Annotated in this window: 16 protein-coding genes and 1 tRNA gene; 11 read left to right on the forward strand and 6 right to left on the reverse strand. The window is 49.5% G+C overall.

Features of this window, described 5'->3' with window-relative positions; genetic code table 11:
* Positions 1–47 precede the first annotated feature (47 nt).
* The 3 genes from ACOTSW_RS11915 to ACOTSW_RS11925 all read right to left on the reverse strand — a co-directional run bounded on the left by ACOTSW_RS11915 (position 48) and on the right by ACOTSW_RS11925 (position 2782).
* Complete coding sequence (locus ACOTSW_RS11915) at positions 48–1916, reverse strand: AI-2E family transporter (protein ID WP_423679304.1); 1869 nt, start codon at positions 1914–1916, stop codon at positions 48–50.
* A 223-nt stretch (positions 1917–2139) separates the two neighbouring features.
* Positions 2140–2229 (reverse strand) — tRNA-Ser (locus ACOTSW_RS11920).
* Between the two features lie 88 nt (positions 2230–2317).
* Positions 2318–2782 carry a rhodanese-like domain-containing protein gene (locus ACOTSW_RS11925; protein WP_423679305.1) on the reverse strand — a complete coding sequence of 155 codons (465 nt, stop codon included), beginning with the start codon at positions 2780–2782 and terminating at the stop codon, positions 2318–2320.
* 440 nt (positions 2783–3222) lie between these two features.
* On the opposite strand from ACOTSW_RS11925, the gene glnA reads away from it, so the two are divergent.
* The 4 genes from glnA (at position 3223) to ntrC (ending at position 8024) form a co-directional block, all read left to right on the forward strand.
* Positions 3223–4638 carry a type I glutamate--ammonia ligase gene (gene glnA, locus ACOTSW_RS11930; RefSeq protein ID WP_423679306.1) on the forward strand — a complete coding sequence of 472 codons (1416 nt, stop codon included), beginning with the start codon at positions 3223–3225 and terminating at the stop codon, positions 4636–4638.
* A 126-nt stretch (positions 4639–4764) separates the two neighbouring features.
* Entirely contained in the window at positions 4765–5253 is a 489-nt protein-coding gene (locus ACOTSW_RS11935; RefSeq protein WP_423679307.1) for a DUF4124 domain-containing protein, read from the forward strand.
* Positions 5254–5348: 95 nt separating this feature from the next.
* A complete protein-coding gene (glnL, locus tag ACOTSW_RS11940; protein WP_423679308.1) occupies positions 5349–6431 on the forward strand; it encodes a nitrogen regulation protein NR(II) in 1083 nt (360 codons plus the stop codon).
* 81 nt (positions 6432–6512) lie between these two features.
* Entirely contained in the window at positions 6513–8024 is a 1512-nt protein-coding gene (gene ntrC / locus ACOTSW_RS11945) for a nitrogen regulation protein NR(I) (RefSeq protein ID WP_423679309.1), read from the forward strand.
* A 99-nt stretch (positions 8025–8123) separates the two neighbouring features.
* Here ntrC and ACOTSW_RS11950 read toward each other — a convergent pair whose 3' ends face one another.
* Complete coding sequence (locus tag ACOTSW_RS11950) at positions 8124–9731, reverse strand: NAD(P)/FAD-dependent oxidoreductase (RefSeq protein ID WP_423679310.1); 1608 nt, start codon at positions 9729–9731, stop codon at positions 8124–8126.
* 1087 nt (positions 9732–10818) lie between these two features.
* The gene (locus ACOTSW_RS11955) at positions 10819–13131 is read right to left on the reverse strand and encodes an NADP-dependent malic enzyme (protein ID WP_423679311.1); all 2313 of its coding nucleotides are present in this window, start codon (positions 13129–13131) and stop codon (positions 10819–10821) included.
* Between the two features lie 275 nt (positions 13132–13406).
* Between ACOTSW_RS11955 and ACOTSW_RS11960 the strand changes: the two genes are divergently transcribed.
* The 6 genes from ACOTSW_RS11960 to ACOTSW_RS11985 all read left to right on the forward strand — a co-directional run bounded on the left by ACOTSW_RS11960 (position 13407) and on the right by ACOTSW_RS11985 (position 17864).
* The gene (locus ACOTSW_RS11960) at positions 13407–13889 is read left to right on the forward strand and encodes a rubrerythrin family protein (RefSeq protein ID WP_423679312.1); all 483 of its coding nucleotides are present in this window, start codon (positions 13407–13409) and stop codon (positions 13887–13889) included.
* A 92-nt stretch (positions 13890–13981) separates the two neighbouring features.
* Positions 13982–14146 carry a rubredoxin gene (locus ACOTSW_RS11965; protein WP_186898524.1) on the forward strand — a complete coding sequence of 55 codons (165 nt, stop codon included), beginning with the start codon at positions 13982–13984 and terminating at the stop codon, positions 14144–14146.
* 1 nt (position 14147) lies between these two features.
* Complete coding sequence (locus ACOTSW_RS11970; RefSeq protein WP_423679313.1) at positions 14148–15350, forward strand: FAD-dependent oxidoreductase; 1203 nt, start codon at positions 14148–14150, stop codon at positions 15348–15350.
* 374 nt (positions 15351–15724) lie between these two features.
* Entirely contained in the window at positions 15725–16693 is a 969-nt protein-coding gene (gene thiL, locus ACOTSW_RS11975) for a thiamine-phosphate kinase (RefSeq protein WP_423679315.1), read from the forward strand.
* Complete coding sequence (locus ACOTSW_RS11980; protein WP_423679316.1) at positions 16690–17223, forward strand: phosphatidylglycerophosphatase A; 534 nt, start codon at positions 16690–16692, stop codon at positions 17221–17223. Before thiL ends, ACOTSW_RS11980 begins: the two co-directional genes overlap by 4 nt.
* A gap of 155 nt (positions 17224–17378) precedes the next feature.
* Positions 17379–17864 carry a CinA family protein gene (locus tag ACOTSW_RS11985; RefSeq protein WP_423679317.1) on the forward strand — a complete coding sequence of 162 codons (486 nt, stop codon included), beginning with the start codon at positions 17379–17381 and terminating at the stop codon, positions 17862–17864.
* A 173-nt stretch (positions 17865–18037) separates the two neighbouring features.
* Here ACOTSW_RS11985 and ACOTSW_RS11990 read toward each other — a convergent pair whose 3' ends face one another.
* Positions 18038–18679, reverse strand: coding sequence for a flagellar basal body-associated FliL family protein (locus ACOTSW_RS11990; RefSeq protein ID WP_423679318.1), 642 nt, complete (start codon positions 18677–18679; stop codon positions 18038–18040).
* A gap of 198 nt (positions 18680–18877) precedes the next feature.
* Between ACOTSW_RS11990 and ACOTSW_RS11995 the strand changes: the two genes are divergently transcribed.
* Entirely contained in the window at positions 18878–19969 is a 1092-nt protein-coding gene (locus ACOTSW_RS11995; RefSeq protein ID WP_423679319.1) for an acyltransferase family protein, read from the forward strand.
* The last annotated feature ends 2 nt before the right edge of the window (positions 19970–19971 follow it).

The following is a 19971-nucleotide window of genomic DNA, read 5'->3' on the forward strand; positions in this document are numbered from 1 at the left end:
TGCTTTTATAGTCATAGCGCGAATTCGCGCAGATACAGGACAAAAACTTAATGTAAGGGGGCTCTGTCCGGTGCGACGAATGCAAGCCCTTCTTCGAATGAACGTAACACCATATCGACATGCTGATTCACGATAGATTGCTCTGCCAGATGTTCCTCAGAGAGCAGGCGTATGGTGACGATCAGCGCGTGTGGAAGCGAGCTCCGGAGTTCATGAACTATGGGTATCCATGCTGCAAGGGTGGATGCCAGCGGATAGGCGACAAAAACAGTGGACACCAGGTCAGTACCATCTTTGCCCGGATCTTCCTGGCGATCACCGAACGAAAAACTGCGCGCATCAATATGTGACTCTCTTAGCGCGAGCACGAATAACTCGCTCAGTAAATCATCGCGTTCGCTGTCAAAACCGGCGCATAAAACCACCGAACGTGAAGGCACATTCAGAGAGCCTTGCCAACGTCCCAGACGTTTTTTACGCATATGACGTAAATGCGCGCCGACATTTGCATCCAGCATCGAAATAGAGCGGCGTTTGTGCTTTTTATCGCTGTCATAAGATGCCTGACTGACTGTTTCCGCGAGCGTCGCTATCGTGGTGCGAATTTTATTTTGCTGCGTTTTCTCTATTAATCCATTTTCAAAGTCGTGTATTCCTAAAGCCAGTCCCGGAATCAGGATGTGATCACAATATTTCGCAAAGCTGAATTTACGTAAAAATACCTGAGCATCGCTGACGATGGCATCGGTGTCTGCGGCCAGTAATCGATGAAAAAAGCGGTGTGCGTCGTCCACATTTGGCGTATCAGCAAACAGTATAGTGATGGGTTCGAGAGCGCTGATATGACGTCCGGCAACGACCAGACATAAAGTCAGGGGTGTTGACAGCAGCAGGCCGACAGGTCCCCATAACGCCCCCCAGAATAGCGCTGACACCATGACCGCGAGCGGTGACAGACCAGAGCTGTGCCCATACACTTTGGGTTCCACCCAGTTGGCCACCAGTACTTCGGTGGCGCCGAAAAAGGCCATACAGACGATAGCCAGAGTCCAGCCGGGATCAATGGCTGCGACGAATAAGGTAATTATTCCTCCCGCAATTAATGCACCCAGATAGGGAACAAAGCGCAATAAACCGCTCAGGGCTCCGAACAGAAACGCATGCGGCACGCCCGCAGCCCACAAGGCAAGGGCGATGATAATGGCAAAGGCGGTGTTGACCAGACATTGTGAAAAGAAAAAGCGTGATACCCCTTCTGTTGCATCCCCGAGCGCTTTGATCGTTTTGCCCACTTCACTCTGGCCGGTGAGCCGGATCGCGCGGTCGCGTAAAGACTCATGATCAAGCAGGATGAATATCAGCAGCACCAGTACCAGAAAGGCTTCTCCTACCGGCCCGGAAATGGACGATAGCAAACGCGTGATTGTCTCTGTCGGGGTTGGTTGTGGTTTTCGTATCTCAACTGGAATCGGTTGTTTCTGGCTTGATGGTAAGATTTTTTCGTTTTGTAACACAGTTTCGGCCGATGGAAAGCCATTCGATGACACAGCTTTCATTTCTGCTTCTATGTGTGCAAATGGACGTTCTGTGATTTGCCTTACTATTGCCAGCTTCGATTGAATCGCTGCTCTGTACTGAGGGATTTCTGTCGTGACGCTGACTAACTGAGAAGTCAGCACCACGCCAATGCCGATAATGCCAGTCGTGACGAAAATGATGGCAGCGAATGTGGCGCTCACGCGCCCGAGCCCCATGTGACGCATGCTGCGTATCAGCGGTGCGATGATCAGGCTCAGCATTGAAGCCAGCACGATAGGCTCTAAAACATCCCGCCCGAAATGCAGCAGTGCCAGCACACAAACAAGACTGACCAGTGACATCGCTGTTGATCGCGTAACAGTAGGGGAATTAGACATGGATTTCATCCGGAAATGTTATGTTATTTCTCAGCATCTCTGTTGCCTGGTCAATGCAATGTGTGTCGCGATATATAGACCAGTGCAATGTGGGCTCGGATAAGGCTCGAGCAAGATAATCGATGTGAATGCGTTGACTCGCAAAGATCGTATGGGAAATATATTCAGCAACAAGTGCAGGCCAAAAAAAAGCCCTTGATAAGTCAAGGGCTTTTCTGATTCTTGGCGGAGAAGGGGGGATTCGAACCCCCGGTAGGGATTAACCTACGCACGCTTTCCAGGCGTGTGACTTAAACCACTCATCCACCTCTCCTGCTTTTCGCTAATGCGTGATCAGCGAAGCTCGCTATTCTAGCAAAGTATTGAGGCGGATGGAAGTAGGTTTTTAATGTATTTATAAATCATGCGCCTATCCATGGTAAATCACTTGCGCACCAGCCTCCTGTGGTTTTTCTGTGGCCGTGTGCATCTCTGTCTCCTTCAAAGCCCTGCAGGATGTCGAAACACTGCGTGTAGCCGTTGTCTGTGGCGAGTTTTGCGGCGTGGCGTGAGCGGACGCCGGAACGGCAGAGAAAAAGAATGACGGAATTTTTATCTGCGATGATGGCTTCCAGCTGTTGTAAAAAATCAGGGTTTTGCGCACCACCCGGATACAGACTCCATTGCACCGCATAGTGCTGCTTATCGTGAATAGCGACTTTACCAACCCAGTCACGTTCAGCATTGGTGCGTACGTCTACCAGTACGCAGTTCGGGTCTGACTCTAATAGTTCAAAAGCCTCAACGGGAGTGAATGCACCGGCGTACGAAAATGATTGTTCTAGGGCGCGTTGCCGGGCAGATGCGATCAGTTCCTTGCTTGACATAAATAAATCCAGTACAGACAGTGAGTTTGAAAGGTGTATCGCTGATTATGCATGAAGCAATATCCATTTGCATACCATGCTCTTAACTTGTTGCTCCAATAGAGTGCAAAATGAGATTCGCACATTAATGGTGCTAAATATTGCACTATTAATGTGCGATATGTTTTTTCTGTAGTTTATTTTGTTTTTTCTGGTGCGTTATTCGGTGCTTTTCTTCAGGGTTTTTAATTAGTTCTTTAAAAAACAAAGTGTTACGGATAATTACGTCTGGCTTCGCAGATTCTGGAATGTGGCATAGTTTCTGCTATTATTGTTCGCGGAGTTGAGCAGTCAGATGATTGAGCAGGTAGAAAATTAACGACAGGTTTCTTTTGTCAGGATGGCAGAACGAAGGCTCAGTAATCCCCGATTTATTTTTAGCGCTACTTGAGGAGTTTCACATGGCAATGACAGCTGCAGAAGTTTTGAAGATGGTAAAGGATAACGAAGTAAAGTTCGTTGATTTCCGTTTTGCTGATACACGAGGTAAAGAGCAGCACGTTACAGTGCCAGTATCTGCATTCGATATCGATAAATTCGAATCTGGCCATGCATTTGATGGTTCTTCTATTGCGGGCTGGAAGGGGATCGAGGCTTCTGACATGTTGTTGATGCCAGATCCAAACACAGCGAATATCGATCCGTTCATGGAAGAAACCACATTGTTCATGCAGTGTGACGTTATCGAGCCTTCCGATGGCAAAGGTTACGATCGTGACCCACGTTCTATCGCGAAGCGTGCGGAAGCTTATCTGAAGTCTTCCGGTATCGGCGATACTGCCTACTTTGGTCCGGAACCAGAATTCTTTATTTTTGATGGCGTGCGCTGGAAAATTGATATGTCCGGTTGCTTCGTCAAGATTGATTCCGAAGAGGCGTCATGGACAACAGGTGAAAAACTGGAAGGCGGCAATTCAGGTCATCGTCCTACAGTCAAGGGCGGTTACTTCCCAGTTCCTCCAGTCGACAGTTTCCAGGATATGCGTTCTGAAATGTGCCTGATTCTGGAATCTTTGGGCATTCCAGTGGAAGTGCATCATCATGAAGTAGCTGGCGCTGGTCAAAATGAAATCGGCACAAAATTCTCTACATTGGTAGAGCGTGCTGACTGGACACAAAACCTGAAATACGTTGTCTGGAACGTGGCTCATACCTACGGCAAAACAGCGACTTTCATGCCTAAACCTATCGTTGGTGATAATGGTTCCGGCATGCACGTGCATCAATCGATCTGGAAAGATGGCAAAAACCTGTTCGCAGGCGACGGCTATGCTGGCTTGTCTGATTTCGCTCTGTACTACATCGGCGGTATCATCAAACATGCAAAAGCACTGAACGCAATCACAAATCCAGGCACTAACTCGTACAAGCGTCTGGTTCCAGGCTACGAAGCACCGGTGAAACTGGCTTACTCTGCTAAAAACCGTTCAGCATCTATCCGCATTCCTTACGTTGCGAATCCAAAAGGTCGTCGCGTTGAGGCGCGCTTCCCAGATCCACTGGCAAACCCATATCTGTGCTTCTCTGCACTGATGATGGCAGGTCTGGATGGTGTACAGAATAAGATTCACCCAGGTGAAGCAGCATCTAAAGATTTGTACCATTTGCCACCAGAGGAAGATGCATTGGTTCCAACAGTGTGCGCGTCTCTGGAAGAAGCCTTGGATGCACTGAATAAAGATCGCGAATTCCTGACTCGTGGCGGTGTGTTCAGCGACAGTATGCTCGACGCTTACATTGAACTGAAAATGCAGGAAGTTCAACGTATGCGCATGACGACGCATCCTGTTGAATTCGATATGTACTACTCCCTGTAATCGTAAGGGGGACTGTAAAAGCGGGGGTAACCCCGCTTTTTTTGTTTGTTACTGCGCGTAACGTGGAATTGTGAATATACGCGGCATCGCATACACTACACCTCTGTTTTTGACTAGTGATTGAATATGAAGCGACTATTGATTGGTTTTATTTCGTTAATCGCCATCCAAAATATTGCGCACGCGCAGGCAGATGTTTTTTTATGTGTCGACGATAATGGCAAGAAAGAATACAAAAATACTGGCGCAACGAAAGGTTGTAAGAGAGTCGAGTTGCCCGGTATTACGGTTGTTCCTGCACCGGCTTTGCCTTCCGCTCCTAAAAAAACGCAGGCGAAATCTGCCTCCAGTCCTGCTGATTTTCCTAAGGTTGATGAGGGAACACAGAAGGCGAGAGATTCAGATCGCCGGCAAATTTTGTTGGATGAGCTCAAAGCGGAAGAGCAAAAACTGGCCGATCTTAAAAAAGAGTACAACAATGGCGAACCCGAGCGCCGTGGCGATGAGCGGAATTACGCAAAATATCAGGAACGCACTGCAATGTTGAAAGATAGCATCAGCCGCACTGAAAAGAACATTGAAGCATTGCGGCGTGAAATTTCCAACCTGAAATAATGCAAAATCGCAGCTTTTCAGATTCCAAATTGAAGCAGCGGGCATGATGCTTGCATAATAAGGTCGCACGATGCGGCCTTTTTTTATGGATTATGGTGAAAAATTCTCTCTCTACCCTGCCGGCATTTGCCGGACTTGAGCTGCTTAGCTCTGCTGTCATCGTTTTTAACGCTGATGGCAGTATTAAGTTCGCTAATCCAGCTGCGGAGATATTGCTGGATTGTTCAGCGAAATCCCTGATCGACCAAAAGCTCAATGCTTTATTTTTGAACGGGGATGAATTGCAGGCGGTATTTCATCAGGCAGTTGCTCATCATTTTGCCGATAAGCGTCAGGATCTGACTCTGGAGCGTGCAGGCAGAGAACCGTTACATGTGCACAGCATTGTCACCGCATTAGATAATCCCGAGACGCCGGTATTGATTGAATTCCGCGAAAACGTCCAGCAACTCAAACTCGACAGGGAAGAGCGGATGCTGGATCAAAGCAAGGCAAACAAGGAGCTGATACGTAACCTTGCACATGAAATTAAAAATCCGCTTGGAGGCATCCGGGGAGCCGCGCAGTTACTGGAGCTTGAGCTGCCTGAGAGACAGCTCAAGGAACTGCGTGAATATACGCAAGTGATTATTAAAGAAGCGGACCGTTTGCAAACCTTGGTTGATCGTTTGCTGGCTCCGCACAGACTTCCTCACATAGTGGGTGATGTCAATATTCACGAAGTGTGTGAACGGGTCCGTAGTCTGATCGTAGCGGAATTTCCGCAGGGGCTGACTATTCACAGGGATTACGATTTGTCGATACCTGAATTCCGAGGTGATAAGGAGCAGTTGATACAGTCAGTACTGAATATTGCCCACAATGCCGCGCAGGCATTGGCCGAGCGTATTCGTCACGGTGATGCGGAGCTGACTTTTAAAACCCGTGTCGTCCGGCAGATTACTTTAGCGAAGGTCAGATACAGGTTGGCATTAGACTTGCATATCATAGATAACGGTCCTGGAATCCCGCCCGAAATTTTCCATCGTATTTTTTATCCTTTAGTTTCGGGAAGAGACGGTGGCAGCGGACTCGGGCTGACTTTAGCGCAAACCTTTGTTGATCAGCATATGGGCGTGATTGAATGCGAGAGTCGTCCCGGTTGTACTGATTTCAGGATCCTTATTCCTCTGCCCTGAAGCCGGATGGGGGAAACGCTTTATGAGTGCAAGTTAGCGCCTTTGCTAATCAATATGTTCAAACCTGGAACTAAAAAAAATATGAAACCTATTTGGATAGTGGATGACGATGATTCAATTCGCTGGGTGCTTGAGAAGGCGCTTGCAAGAGAAAATCTGACGACCAAGAGTTTTACTAATGCGCGTGATGCCATGACGGCGTTGCAATCGGACACGCCACAGGTCTTAGTTTCTGATATTCGCATGCACGGCGCTTCAGGCCTGGAATTATTGCAAACCGTTAAAGCGAAACATCCTGGTTTGCCAGTGATTATCATGACTGCATTCTCAGATCTGGATTCTGCCGTCGCTGCTTTTCAGGGCGGGGCGTTTGAATACTTGGCAAAGCCATTTGATCTGGATAAAGCGGTTGAGCTGATACGCCGCGCTCTGGATGAGAGTCTGCGAGAGTCCAGCGTCGAACAAACGATTTCTGAAGCGCCGGAAATTCTTGGCCACGCACCTGCAATGCAGGATGTTTTTCGTGCGATAGGGCGTTTATCGCAATCGAATGTGACCGTGTTAATTACCGGCGAGTCCGGTAGTGGTAAGGAATTGGTTGCCCGCGCCTTGCATAAGCATAGTCCGCGCTCGTCTCAACCTTTTATTGCGCTGAATACTGCCGCGATTCCTAAGGATTTGTTGGAGTCTGAATTATTTGGTCATGAGCGTGGCGCATTTACCGGGGCGCAGACGACCCGACGTGGTCGTTTTGAACAAGCAGAGGGCGGTACTTTATTTCTGGATGAAATTGGTGATATGCCATTCGACTTACAGACCAGATTACTGAGAGTGCTGTCGGATGGTCATTTTTATCGGGTCGGCGGCCATCAGCCCATGAAGGCGAATGTGCGTGTCATTGCGGCGACTCATCAGAATCTGGAAACCAGAGTTCGCGAAGGCCTGTTTCGCGAGGATTTATACCATCGCTTGAATGTGATTCGCCTGCGTTTGCCTAGTCTGCGTGAGCGTCGTGAAGATATCCCGGTGCTGGCTAAATTTTTCTTGTCTCAAAGCGCGAAGCAACTTGGCGTTGAGGTTAAGCGTTTATCGGAATCGGCTTTGCAGTTTTTGTCTGGATTGGATTTTCCAGGCAATGTCCGCCAATTAGAAAATCTGTGTAACTGGATCACCGTCATGGCGCCGGGTCAGACAGTGGAAGTGCTTGATTTGCCGCAAGATTTGTTTCCTTCAAGTGAACAAGCTAACGGGGTCGCAGCGACAACGCACAGAACTGAGGCTGAGCTTGGTGTGAGCAGCATTTCTGAGCTGGCTTCGTCGCATCATGTCTCTCTTTCCACTCCTGATCGTCAGCTTTATCCTGCCCAAAGCTGGATTGACTTGCTGGAAGAGGAGGCGATGTCGATGCTTTCACAGGGACAACCGGAAGTGATTGTGAAATTAGGTGATAAATTTGAAGCAGTCGTAATTAAGGCTGCGCTCAAATATACGCATGGAAGAAAAAACGATGCAGCTGTCAGGTTGGGTATAGGACGCAATACGATCACCCGCAAAATACATGAGTTGGGTATCGATGGTGCTAAAGATGATTGAACCTTTATTCTGACGCTGTCTGGTGATGATCAGAATCGAGCAATCTTTGTGTGAGTCAGGTTTCCACGGAATTGCTCGTTCTGATTTTAGTTTGCAGAATTAACCGTTGGCATTGATATCGAGAGCTACTGCTTCAGCGATCCTGATCCCGTCGACACCTGCAGACAGAATGCCTCCCGCATATCCAGCGCCTTCGCCAGCAGGATACAGTCCTTTAGTATTCAGGCTTTGTAAGCTGTCATCGGTTCGTTTAATCCGTATAGGCGAAGAGGTCCGGGTTTCTATGCCTGTGAGAATGCCATCGCTCATTGCAAAACCTTTGATTTTTTTATCGAATTCCGGAATCGCTTCACGTATGGCATTAATCGCAAATTCAGGTAAGGCATCTGCCAGATTGCACAGCGTCACACCAGGTTTGTAGGACGGTATCACCTTACCCAGTTCCGTTGATTTAACCCCTTTAATAAAATCCCCGATAAGCTGGCCCGGAGCATTGTAATTTTCACCACCCATCTCGTAGGCGCGCGCCTCCAGCTTGCGTTGCAGGTCAATCCCAGCGAGTGGATGCCCGGGATAATCTTCCGGAGAAATGCCTACAACAATTGCACTGTTTGCATTGCGCTCATTACGTGAATACTGACTCATCCCGTTAGTCACCACGCGTCCCGGCTCCGATGTCGCAGCTACGACCGTTCCTCCCGGGCACATGCAAAAGCTATACACGGAGCGCCCATTTTTGGCGTGATGCACCAGCTTGTAATCTGCTGCACCCAGAATCTCATTTCCTGCGTTCGGGCCAAAGCGTGCTTTGTCGATGACGGATTGCGGGTGTTCGATGCGAAAACCAATTGAAAACGGTTTGGCTTCTATATAAACACCTTTATCGTAGAGCATCTGAAATGTATCGCGTGCACTATGACCGATCGCCAGTACCACATGATTTGATGCGATATATTCACCATCATTCACCGAGACTCCGCAGACTTTCCCGTCTTTGATATCAATATCAGTTACTTTCTGTTCAAAACGAATCTCGCCGCCAAGTGCTTCAATGTTATGCCGCATCTCTTCTATCATCTTCACCAGGCGAAAGGTGCCTATGTGAGGCTTGCTGACATACAAAATTTCTTCCGGCGCACCTGCCTTCACAAATTCAGTGATTACTTTTCTGCCGTAATGCTTTGGGTCTTTGATTTGACTATACAGTTTTCCATCAGAAAACGTTCCTGCACCACCTTCACCAAATTGCACATTGGATTCAGGTTGTAATTCACGTTTGCGCCATAATCCCCAGGTGTCTTTTGTGCGCTCCCTGACGGTTTTTCCTCGTTCTAAAACGATCGGGCGATATCCCATTTCCGCCAGCAATAATGCAGCGAACAGACCGCAAGGACCGAAACCGATAACAAGTGGCCGTTTGAAATCGCTGTCGGGTGCATGCGCTACAAACTTATAATTAGTATCCGGCGCTGGGCCAATATTGGAGTGTTTCTTCAGACGAGCCAATGCCTGGGACTCATTCTTTAATTCCACGTCAATGGTGTAGATCAAAATGATGGCGGTCTTCTTCCTTGCATCATAGCTTCGCTTAAACACATTGAAGCCGATAAGATCCGATTCAGGAATCGCCAATTGTTCCAATATGGCGCTTCTCAATGCGGATTCTGGATGATCTAAAGGAAGTTTTAAGTCGGTGATGCGTAACATAGATGGGGTCCATATAACTAATCAGTAAAAACTGTTTAGTATTTAATTCTTCTGAAAGTGATATTTTACCTGTTACGGTCAGTGCGACAGTTAATTGTTCCTGCAAACCCATGTAATTAAAAAGTAGTGACACCTATTAATCAAAATAATCTCCCTCACAGATTGCCCGGAGGTGGAGGCTTTGCTATCGTCCGGTCCCGCGCAGAAATGCGGGGAAGAAAGTGAAGCGCTGCAAGTAAAAAAGCAGCCAGACAGTCAACAGACCGAAGCCGAGCCAAGCGATTTGATTGGTGCCTGCACAACGAAGTGAATGCGCTGAGAAGAAAAAGCGGATCTGAAGCGTGAAGGGAGTTGACAGTGAGAGTGAAGTGCTTCATAATCTCGTTTCTCTGCTGCTGACGCACACAACGATGCGAAGCAAAACTCGGAAGAGTTAAGTAGAAAAGAATGTAAGTATTCGCGGTTCTTTAACAATTAACAGTCAATAAATGTGAGCACTTGATGAAAGCGCACCAATCAGTTGAACTGATTGGCATGCTTAAAAAATATCAAATGCTTCACAAGAAATAAAGCAAGACGGATTTCAGAAATGGAATCTGAACTGTCAGTATTTTGAGTGAGCGACATTGTTAAAGAACCGCGAATACTTACATTCTTTTCTACTTAACTCTTCCGAGTTTTGCTTCGCATCGTTGTGTGCGTCAGCAGCAGAGAAACGAGATTATGAAGCACTTCACCCTCACTGTCAACTCCCTTCACGCTTCAGATCCGCTTTTTCTTCTCAGCGCATTCACTTCGTTGTGCGCGCACCAATCAAATCGCTTGGCCTGACTTCGGTCTGTTGACTGTCTGGCTGCTTTTTTAATTGCAGCGCTTCACTTTCTTCCCCGCATTTCAGCGCGGGACCGGTCTATCGCAAAGCCTCTCCGCATTCGCAAGAAATACGGCTAATTATTTTAATGAATATCGGTCCGACTGCAGCAACGACTTTAGGCGTAAATTAACTCTTGCAGATAAAGCAGATAAAAAAATAGCCCTGCGTTCTTTCGAACGCAGGGCTATTTTCAGAAGATCAATGTGAGATTAATCAGCGTTGAGCAAGTGCATCAACCACACACAAGGCTGTCATATTAACGATACGACGGACTGTCGCCGATGGCGTCAGAATATGGACCGGTTTTGCGCAACCCAGCAAAATAGGTCCTATCGCGACATTGTTGCCAGCGGTAATTTTCAACAGGTTATAGGCAATATTAGCCGCATCGATATTCGGCATGACTAATAAATTCGCATCACCCTTCAGAGTCGAATTCGGCATCATTTTTTTACGATAAGCGGAATCCAGCGCGGTATCACCGTGCATTTCGCCATCAATTTCGAGCTCCGGTGCTTCACGCTGAATGATCGCCAGTGCAGCACGCATTTTTTGCGCAGACTCACTGTTACTGGAACCAAAATTAGAATGCGATAACAAAGCTGCTTTTGGCAACAAACCGAAACGGCGCATTTCTTCTGCGGCAAGTATCGTGATTTCAGCGATTTGCTCAGCGGTCGGATTCTCATTCACATGCGTATCAACCAGAACAAGCTGACGATCCGGCAAGACCAGCACATTCATCGCCGCATTGACCTTCACATTACTACGCTTTCCAAGTACCTGATTAATGTAGTTAAGATGCAGACCGGTGCTGCCAAACGTGCCACAAATCATACCGTCAGCATCACCCTTATGGATCATCATCGATCCTATCAATGTGTGGCGACGGCGCATTTCCAGTTTTGCGTACTGCTCAGTCACACCTTTACGGCATGTCATCTCATGATAAGTCTTGGAATACTCGCGGTAGCGCGGATCAAACTCAGGGTTGATCACTTCAAAATCAACGCCTGGGCGAATACGCAGTCCGAATTTCTCGACGCGTTGCGCCAGAATATGCGGGCGTCCCACCAGAATCGGTGTTGCCAGCTTCTCGTCAACAACGACCTGAACAGCACGCAGAACGCGCTCTTCTTCGCCTTCCGGATAAACAATACGCTTACGATCTGCAGGTGCCTTTTTCGCCAGCTGGAACAAAGGCTTCATAAAGGTGCCGCTGTGATAGACGAATTGCTGCAACTTCTCAACATAGGCCTGCATGTCTTTGATCGGACGCGCTGCCACGCCGCACTCTTCGGCTGCCTTTGCAACTGCCGGCGCGATCTTGATCATCAGGCGCGGATCAAATGGCTTAGGAATCAGGTATTCCGGACCGAAAGACAAGTTGCTGATGCCATACGCTGAAGCAACGACGTCAGACTGTTCAGCCTGCGCCAGCTCTGCAATCGCGTGCACCACAGCGATTTCCATTTCGCGTGTAATCGTCGTGGCACCGCAATCGAGCGCACCACGGAAAATATAAGGGAAACATAAAACGTTGTTCACCTGATTCGGGAAGTCAGAGCGGCCGGTTGCCATTACCGCGTCATCACGCACCGCCTTGACTTCTTCCGGCAGAATTTCCGGGGTCGGATTTGCCAGCGCCAGAATCAGCGGCTTATCAGCCATCATTCTGACCATATCCTGTTTCAGTACGCCGCCAGCGGACAGACCGAGGAAAATGTCTGCGCCTTCAATGACTTCTTTCAGGCTGCGGGCAGAAGTTTCCTGCGCAAAGCGTTCCTTATCTGGATCCATCAACTCAGTGCGGCCTTTGTAAACCACACCGGCCAGATCGGTCACATAAATATTTTCAATCGGGAAGCCGAGATCAACGATCAGATCCAGACAGGCCAGCGCCGCGGCACCCGCACCGGACACCACCAGTTTCGATTTTTTAATATCTTTACCAACGACTTTCAATCCATTCAGAATCGCTGCACCCACAATGATCGCTGTACCGTGCTGATCGTCATGGAAGACCGGAATCTTCATGCGTTCACGTAATTTGCGCTCAATGTAAAAACACTCCGGCGCTTTGATGTCTTCCAGATTAATGCCGCCAAAAGTCGGTTCCAGAGAGGTGATGATATCAACCAGTTTGTCCGGATCAGGTTCGTTGATTTCAATATCAAACACATCGATGCCGGCGAATTTTTTGAACAAAACACCCTTGCCTTCCATCACTGGCTTCGATGCCAGCGGGCCGATATTGCCGAGACCGAGCACTGCAGTACCGTTGGTAATCACACCGACCAGATTGCCGCGTGCTGTGTATTTGAATGCGGCGGTCGGATCGGCAACGATTTCCTCGCACGGAGACGCCACACCTGGGGAATACGCTAACGCCAGATCGCGCTGATTTGTCAGTTGCTTGGTTGGTGTCACGCTGATTTTACCCGCCGTCGGGTACTCATGATATTCCAGTGCGGCCTGGCGCAACTGCTGACGTATTTGCTCTTTTTGATCTGATGACGAATCCATGTGGGGCTGCCTCTTTCTATTTTTGCTTACTCAAAACTTACTATCCGCTCATGATTCTAGCAGAGGGAACCCTCTAACTTCATACGTATTTACACGACATTCAGGTTTTTCAGGAAATCACACAGATCAGAATCACCGCAATCCCCTTGGCAAAAATAGCCAATAACTATCAAATAAATAAAAACAATTAAATTTACGAATCAATTGCAAATATCTATCATTGCTACATGTTTGATAGAAAACGTTTTAAAACAACGATCACCAAGGAGAATCATATGAGCACCCAGAAAAACCCTTCCGTCACCATACAAAACCTGGAAGCTGCGTTTGCAGGCGAATCCATGGCGCATATTAAGTACCGCTATTTTGCCAAGCTGGCACGTGAAGCCGGCGCTGAAGATGTAGCACAGGCGTTTGAAGCAACCGCAGATCAGGAAGTGATGCACGCATTCGGTCATCTCGATCTGTTGTATCCGAAGGCGCAACTGACACCACAACGGGCTTTAGAAATTGCCATCGAAGGAGAAACCTATGAATACACAGAAATGTATCCAAAATTCCGCCACCTCGCCGTGGAAGAAGGCAATCACGCTGCTGTCGCCGAGTACGATGAGCAAATCGCAGAATCTAAGGAACATGCTGAAAACTTTAAGCGGACTTTAGCCATCGCTGCCAAACGCTTTGCCGCGCTGGCAAAAGTCGAAGAGCGCCATGCGAACCACTATCGGGCAGTACTCGAAGCCAGCAAAACAGCCTAAGCAGCGGTGCCACGGACATTCCGGCGACGCCGCTCTATCAATGCGGCATCGCTGACACCATCAAAAAAACAAGCAAAGAATCTGAGGACAATATGAAAACTTATCAATGTATCGTATGCGGTTTTATTTATGACGAAGCACTGGGCTTGCCGGAAGAAGGCATCCCTGCAGGCACACGCTGGGATGACATTCCAGCCGACTGGGAATGTCCGGACTGCGGCGTCGCCAAAGCTGATTTTGACATGGTGGAAATCTGATATGAAGCCCGTCGCCATCATCGGTTCCGGTCTGGCGGGCTACACCGTGGCCCGCGAATTCCGCAAACTGGACAAAACCACACCTGTACTGATCATCACCGGCGATGACGGCGGCTTTTACTCCAAGCCCATGTTGTCTAACGCGTTTGCACAAGGCAAAACCGCGAGCCATCTGCGCAGCCAGACGGCGGAACAGATGGCAGCACAAATCAATGCCACCATTCTGACCAGAACACAGGTTCGCGGAATCGATACGACCAAGCAAACGGTTCACACCAATGCAGGGGATTTTGAATTCAGTCAACTGGTGCTGGCGGTTGGCGCGCAGGTGATACGTCTGCCGTTCGCAGGCAACGCTGCCGATCAGGTGTTATCGGTAAATACGCTGGATGACTATGCAATCTTGCGTGACAGACTCAGCGCTGCCGGCGCATCAGCCCGCGTCGCCATCATCGGCGCCGGTCTGATCGGCTGCGAATTTGCCGACGATTTGCGTACCGGAGGCCATCAGGTCACCCTGATTGATCCTAATCCAGCACCGCTGGCGGCACTCGCGCCACCAGTGATTTCTGCGGGATTACAAACGGCGCTGCAAGCGCGGCAGGTGCAGTTCAAGCTGGGCACCACCAGCAGCAGTATCGACCGCACCGACACCGGCTTGCGGATCACGCTGGCCAACGGCGAACACATTGACGTCGATGTGATCTTGTCGGCAGTAGGCTTGCGTGCGGATATCCGGCTTGCACAGGAAGCGCATCTGCAAACCGAACGCGGCATTCTGGTCGATCAGTTCGGGCAAACCAGCGTCAAAGGCATTTATGCGCTGGGTGATTGCGCACAGTATGCGCAAGCTGATGGCAACTGCATCTCGCTGCCGTATGTCGCACCGATCATGGCGGCGGCGCGCGCGATTGCGCAAAGTCTGGCAGGAACGCCGACCGCGATCGACTTTAAACCAGCGCCAGTCTTAGTAAAAACGCCAAGTTATCCGATAGCACTGGTAGCACCGCCGCTGGCAGTCATGAAGCGCGGGCAATGGGAAAACGAGCAGAGCGACAGTCAGCCGGAAATATCCGCCAGTATCTGCCGCTTTATCGACAATGACGGTGTCATGCGCGGCTTCGCGGTGGCGCCGCAGGAAGCGAAAATCCGGAATGCTTTATTGAGCGAACTGGGCACAGTAAAGACCGCAGCGACAGCCTGAAAACGCGCATACCGATGCGTGCAACATGGGTAAAAAGCGTCTCCAAAGGCAATTTGGGCGTTAAATATACTCCCCCCAGTATTTTTCTACGCCCTTTATTTATAAGGACATAAGCGTGTTTTTCTCACATACTCCCCATTTTTCTTAAAAACGACGGGTAAAAGAGGGAAACGTGGGATGCCAACGCAACGCAGAAACCTTGCGCCCATCGGTATTCAATGACCTGTAATTGTTCGTGCGCGTTGATGACGTGTTGAAGGCGCGTTGAAGGCGACTTGTAAGCTGACGGAGTCTCCATTCGGCGCGCGACAAATCCTGCATCACGGTCGCGTCAGGAGTGTCGCGCCGCCGTCATCCTTGGGTACAATGCGCGCATGCTCTCAGAATTCGACTTAATCAAGCGCTATTTTGCGCACCATTCCGCACCGGACGCCGTGCTCGCACTCGGTGTCGGCGATGACTGCGCCTTGCTCAATCCCACGCCTGGTATGCAGATCGCCATTTCCAGCGACATGCTGGTCTCCGGCCGGCATTTCTTTCCGGACGCCGATCCATTTCTGCTGGGGCACAAATGTCTCGCGGTGAATCTCTCGGATCTGGCTGCGATGGGCGCAAAGCCACTGGGATTTACGCTGGCATTTTCCCTGCCCGAAGCCAATCCGGCATGGCTGGAACAATTTGCACGTGGCTTGCTGACGCTGGCAGATGCGCATCAGTGTCGTCTGATCGGTGGCGATACCACCAAAGGCCCGCTGAATATCTGCATCACTATTTTTGGCGAACTGCCGAAAGACAGCGCGCTGCGACGCGATGCGGCAAAGAGCGGCGACGATATCTGGGTCTCAGGCACGCTGGGGGATGCGCGTCTGGCATTGGCTGCGTACTGGAAAGAAGTGACGCTCAGTGAATCAGATCACCAACGCGCAGCGCAGCGCATGCATCAGCCTACGCCCCGCATCGCACTCGGCATGGCCTTGCGCGGCATTGCGCATGCGGCACTGGATATTTCTGATGGGCTTGCAGGCGATCTCGGTCATATACTCGAACGCTCAGGTCTCGGTGCCACCTTGTTTATCGATCAGTTACCCGCCGGGCCAATTTTGCAGCAACAAAATCAGACATTGCGCCGTCAATTCACGCTGACGGGCGGTGACGATTACGAGTTGTGCTTCACCGCACCGGCAGCACGTCGGGCCGACATCATCGCCGCTGGGCTCGCAAGCAATACACCCGTCACCCGGATTGGCCAGATTGAAGCGGCCGCAGGTTTGCGTCTGATCGATGATCAGTTGCAACCCGTTTGCATGACACTCCATTCTTTTGATCATTTCAGCACACCATGAACACGTCAGATACGCCAGACCTGCAGCAATCCAAGATCATTATCCGCCCCGACTGGCGTTTCATGCTGAGTCACCCTGCGCATATTCTGGCGCAAGGTTTCGGCAGCGGCTTATCGCCCGCCGTGCCGGGCACGATGGGCACGCTGTTCGGCTGGCTCAGTTTTAATGTACTGAGTCAGCGCTGGCCGGAAATTTTTACAACCGTGGGCTGGGCGTGGATTATCGTCATCGGCTTTCTGATCGGCATCTGGGCGTGTAAAGTCACAGGAAAAAATCTCGGCGTTGCTGATCATGGCAGCATGGTGTGGGATGAAATCATCGCGATCTGGGCGGTGCTGTTGTTTGTGCTGCCGGCAGATGCGCGCACACAAACCTGGGCATTTCTGCTTTTCCGCTTTTTTGATATGGTCAAACCGCCACCTATCCGCTATTTCGATCGCCACTTGAAGGGTGGATTCGGCGTCATGTGGGACGACATCGTCGCGGCATTTTTCACGTTGCTGGTCATCGCACTCTGGCGCACATGGTGAGAGTGTAGTGCCACCGCCCCAACTTTTGCAGCGCAGTTGTAAGAACTCATGCTTCGATGTTGCGATCAAGCCCGCGTCTTCACTTTCTGCACTACATGGTGGTAAAGTGAACCTGACTTAACAGTCGCAAACAAAAACCAGACGGGAGACCCACCATGCAAAACGCACTTGAACTTGCAGCACAAATCGGCACCGAACTGAAAGCAAAACGGCTGTTACTGACGGTCGCCGAATCCTGTACCGGTGGCGGTGTGGCGCAGGCCATCACCGAAATCGCCGGCTCATCTGAGTGGTTTGACTGCGGCTTCGTTACCTATTCCAATTCATCCAAATCAGAGCTGTTAAATATCCCGGCGGCACTGATTGCCCGGCACGGTGCGGTCAGCGAAGAAATCGCTGCCGCCATGGCCGAAGGTGCGATCGCAAATTCAGAAGGCAATGTGTCCTTATCCACCACTGGCATTGCCGGTCCGACCGGTGCCGTTCCCGGCAAACCTGTTGGCACAGTCTGCTTCGGCTGGGTCGTGGGCGGCGTCACACATACCGAACGACTGATATTTACCGGCGACCGCCACGCGGTACGCGAACAAACAGTCGCACACGCACTGGCGAAGCTGCTGCGTTACTTACAGGAGTTATAAGTTGTCTTTCACCAGCGCCAGAATCCGCGCCCTGATCGCTGCAGACCGTGAAATCGGTATGATATTTGCAGGCATCGCTGTCTGCATCAGCAGCATCTTCCGGTACATATAAAAAAAGTGACGTCAACAGCGTCACTTTTTTTATTTCAGGAACAAAGAACAGGAAACGAATATTAGTGATTTTGCATCAGCAATTCATTGATCAGCACTGAATCGATTTTATCCGTCGCCAGGCTCTGATTCATCTCGGTGCGCAACATTTCACGGACACGTTCAAAACCTTCCTCGGAATGCAGATCTTCTGGATCTATTTTGGCGACCACTATCGGAAAAATATCGGATAAGGCTTTTTTATTCGTTGCCAGCCAGTCCCGGTTTTTATTCTGCACTTGTATTGTGACCTGCAGCCGGATCACTTGTCCGTCAACGTTGACGACGGTTTTGGGCAGCGCCAGATAACTGGGCGTGGTCTCATCTTTATCGATCACTTTGACGTAAAAAATACCGGCAAAAATAATCAAGAAGCTGAGCAAACCGACGATTGCTGCATACATTGCAAAATTATCTTTCCTGTACGCTTTAGCATGCGTTAAAGCAGGCCTGGAAGGTATCGCGGCACGCGGCTGTGTTTTCGGTGACGGGCGTTTCACATCATTTTCCCGCGTATCAGCAGCCGCTTTCGGGGTGGCGTCAGACGGCAAATCAAATTTCAAATCCGCCAATTCAGCATCCACTACTTTCAATGCTTTACCGTCAACGTCTTCGAAGTCCAGTTGAGCACTTAATAAGCTGGCTTTGGATTGACTGGTCGCCATGATCATAAACCCGTAAATGAAATTTTGTGAGCCGCTATTGTAATGCAGGCACAATTTCCACGTGGAAACATTTGCTATTACACGCGACCCTCTTTTACCTTCGCCGAACCAGATTCTACTTTCGTTACAAACTCAGCGTCTATACCAGACTGACTTTCGTTTAAGATGACGGGTTTTTCAATGCGTTCCTGCGTAGCAATGTCTCCCTCTCTTACCCTTGGCAGAAATATCTCTTTCGACAATATCAAAGGCGTATTGATCTTTTTGGTTGTGTTTGGTCATTTCGTCGAATTACACATTGCTCAGGATGCGTTTCTGCGTCCGATCTGGATCTTTATCTATGCATTTCACATGCCTATGTTTGCGTTCGTATCCGGGATCTTCTCGAAAGCGAATCTGGATGAACAGCAATCAGTACAACTGATACGGAATATTCTGGCACCATTGCTGGGTTTTGAGCTGATTTACGAGATCACGGAATACCTGATACGTGGTTCCTTCAGCGTTTACGCCGGGCTGATCGCCCCATACTGGATGCTCTGGTATCTGATGAGTCTGTTGTGCTGGCGATTACTATTGCCCGTCTTTGCACGCTTACAATTTCCCATCGTTCTGTCGCTGGCACTGGCGATGCTCACCAGTTACTCCGAACATCTGGGATATATGCTGAGCGGAGCCCGCACACTGTTCTTTTTTCCGTTTTTCATTTTAGGCTGGAAACTCGGGGCGGATTTTTTCACCTCCAGAGGACGCGACTGGCGTCTGATCGGCATTGCGGCGGTGATCATCGTTGCAGGCAGTATTGCGTGCTACCTGCTGCCAGCCGAATTTGATTATCGCTGGCTCTATGGCAGTTTTTCTTTGCACAGACTGGACATGGCCAATCTCAACGGCTCTGCGTATCAAGCACTGCAATATGGTGCATCGACGATCTTAGGATTAGCCGTCCTGTATTTGCTGAGTCTCAGAGACTGGGGACTGGCACGTGTGGGCCAACGATCCATGTATGTATTTTTATGGCATGGAATGGCGTTGATCGTCCTGCATCAGCTCGGCATACTGAATCGCATATTTCAGATGGGTGACGCGGCACGCTTGTTTATCTCACTTGCTTCCAGCGCTGCGATCGTCTATCTGGCCTCTCATCGCTACTGTGAGATACTTACCAGACAATATATCTTACGCCCACTGCGCTGGCTGCTTGTGCGTCAGTGCAGCGCTTCTGACATGACCGCAATAAGCACCACACAGCAGGTTAACAATATCGCTCAGACAAAAAATAAACAGTGATG

This window comes from Undibacterium sp. WLHG33, assembly GCF_049544815.1.
Taxonomy (GTDB): Bacteria; Pseudomonadota; Gammaproteobacteria; order Burkholderiales; family Burkholderiaceae_D; genus Undibacterium.

Excerpts from the sequence above, each read along its gene's own strand:
- ACOTSW_RS11970 (WP_423679313.1), top strand. The coding sequence starts at position 14,148 with ATGAAGCCCGTCGCCATCATCGGTTCCGGTCTGGCGGGCTACACCGTG.
- ACOTSW_RS11955 (WP_423679311.1), bottom strand. The coding sequence starts at position 13,131 with ATGGATTCGTCATCAGATCAAAAAGAGCAAATACGTCAGCAGTTGCGC.
- thiL (WP_423679315.1), top strand. The coding sequence starts at position 15,725 with ATGCTCTCAGAATTCGACTTAATCAAGCGCTATTTTGCGCACCATTCC.
- ACOTSW_RS11960 (WP_423679312.1), top strand. The coding sequence starts at position 13,407 with ATGAGCACCCAGAAAAACCCTTCCGTCACCATACAAAACCTGGAAGCT.
- ntrC (WP_423679309.1), top strand. The coding sequence starts at position 6,513 with ATGAAACCTATTTGGATAGTGGATGACGATGATTCAATTCGCTGGGTG.
- ACOTSW_RS11995 (WP_423679319.1), top strand. The coding sequence starts at position 18,878 with ATGTCTCCCTCTCTTACCCTTGGCAGAAATATCTCTTTCGACAATATC.
- ACOTSW_RS11965 (WP_186898524.1), top strand. The coding sequence starts at position 13,982 with ATGAAAACTTATCAATGTATCGTATGCGGTTTTATTTATGACGAAGCA.
- ACOTSW_RS11985 (WP_423679317.1), top strand. The coding sequence starts at position 17,379 with ATGCAAAACGCACTTGAACTTGCAGCACAAATCGGCACCGAACTGAAA.
- ACOTSW_RS11925 (WP_423679305.1), bottom strand. The coding sequence starts at position 2,782 with ATGTCAAGCAAGGAACTGATCGCATCTGCCCGGCAACGCGCCCTAGAA.
- ACOTSW_RS11935 (WP_423679307.1), top strand. The coding sequence starts at position 4,765 with ATGAAGCGACTATTGATTGGTTTTATTTCGTTAATCGCCATCCAAAAT.
- ACOTSW_RS11950 (WP_423679310.1), bottom strand. The coding sequence starts at position 9,731 with ATGTTACGCATCACCGACTTAAAACTTCCTTTAGATCATCCAGAATCC.
- glnA (WP_423679306.1), top strand. The coding sequence starts at position 3,223 with ATGGCAATGACAGCTGCAGAAGTTTTGAAGATGGTAAAGGATAACGAA.
- ACOTSW_RS11980 (WP_423679316.1), top strand. The coding sequence starts at position 16,690 with ATGAACACGTCAGATACGCCAGACCTGCAGCAATCCAAGATCATTATC.
- ACOTSW_RS11915 (WP_423679304.1), bottom strand. The coding sequence starts at position 1,916 with ATGTCTAATTCCCCTACTGTTACGCGATCAACAGCGATGTCACTGGTC.
- ACOTSW_RS11990 (WP_423679318.1), bottom strand. The coding sequence starts at position 18,679 with ATGGCGACCAGTCAATCCAAAGCCAGCTTATTAAGTGCTCAACTGGAC.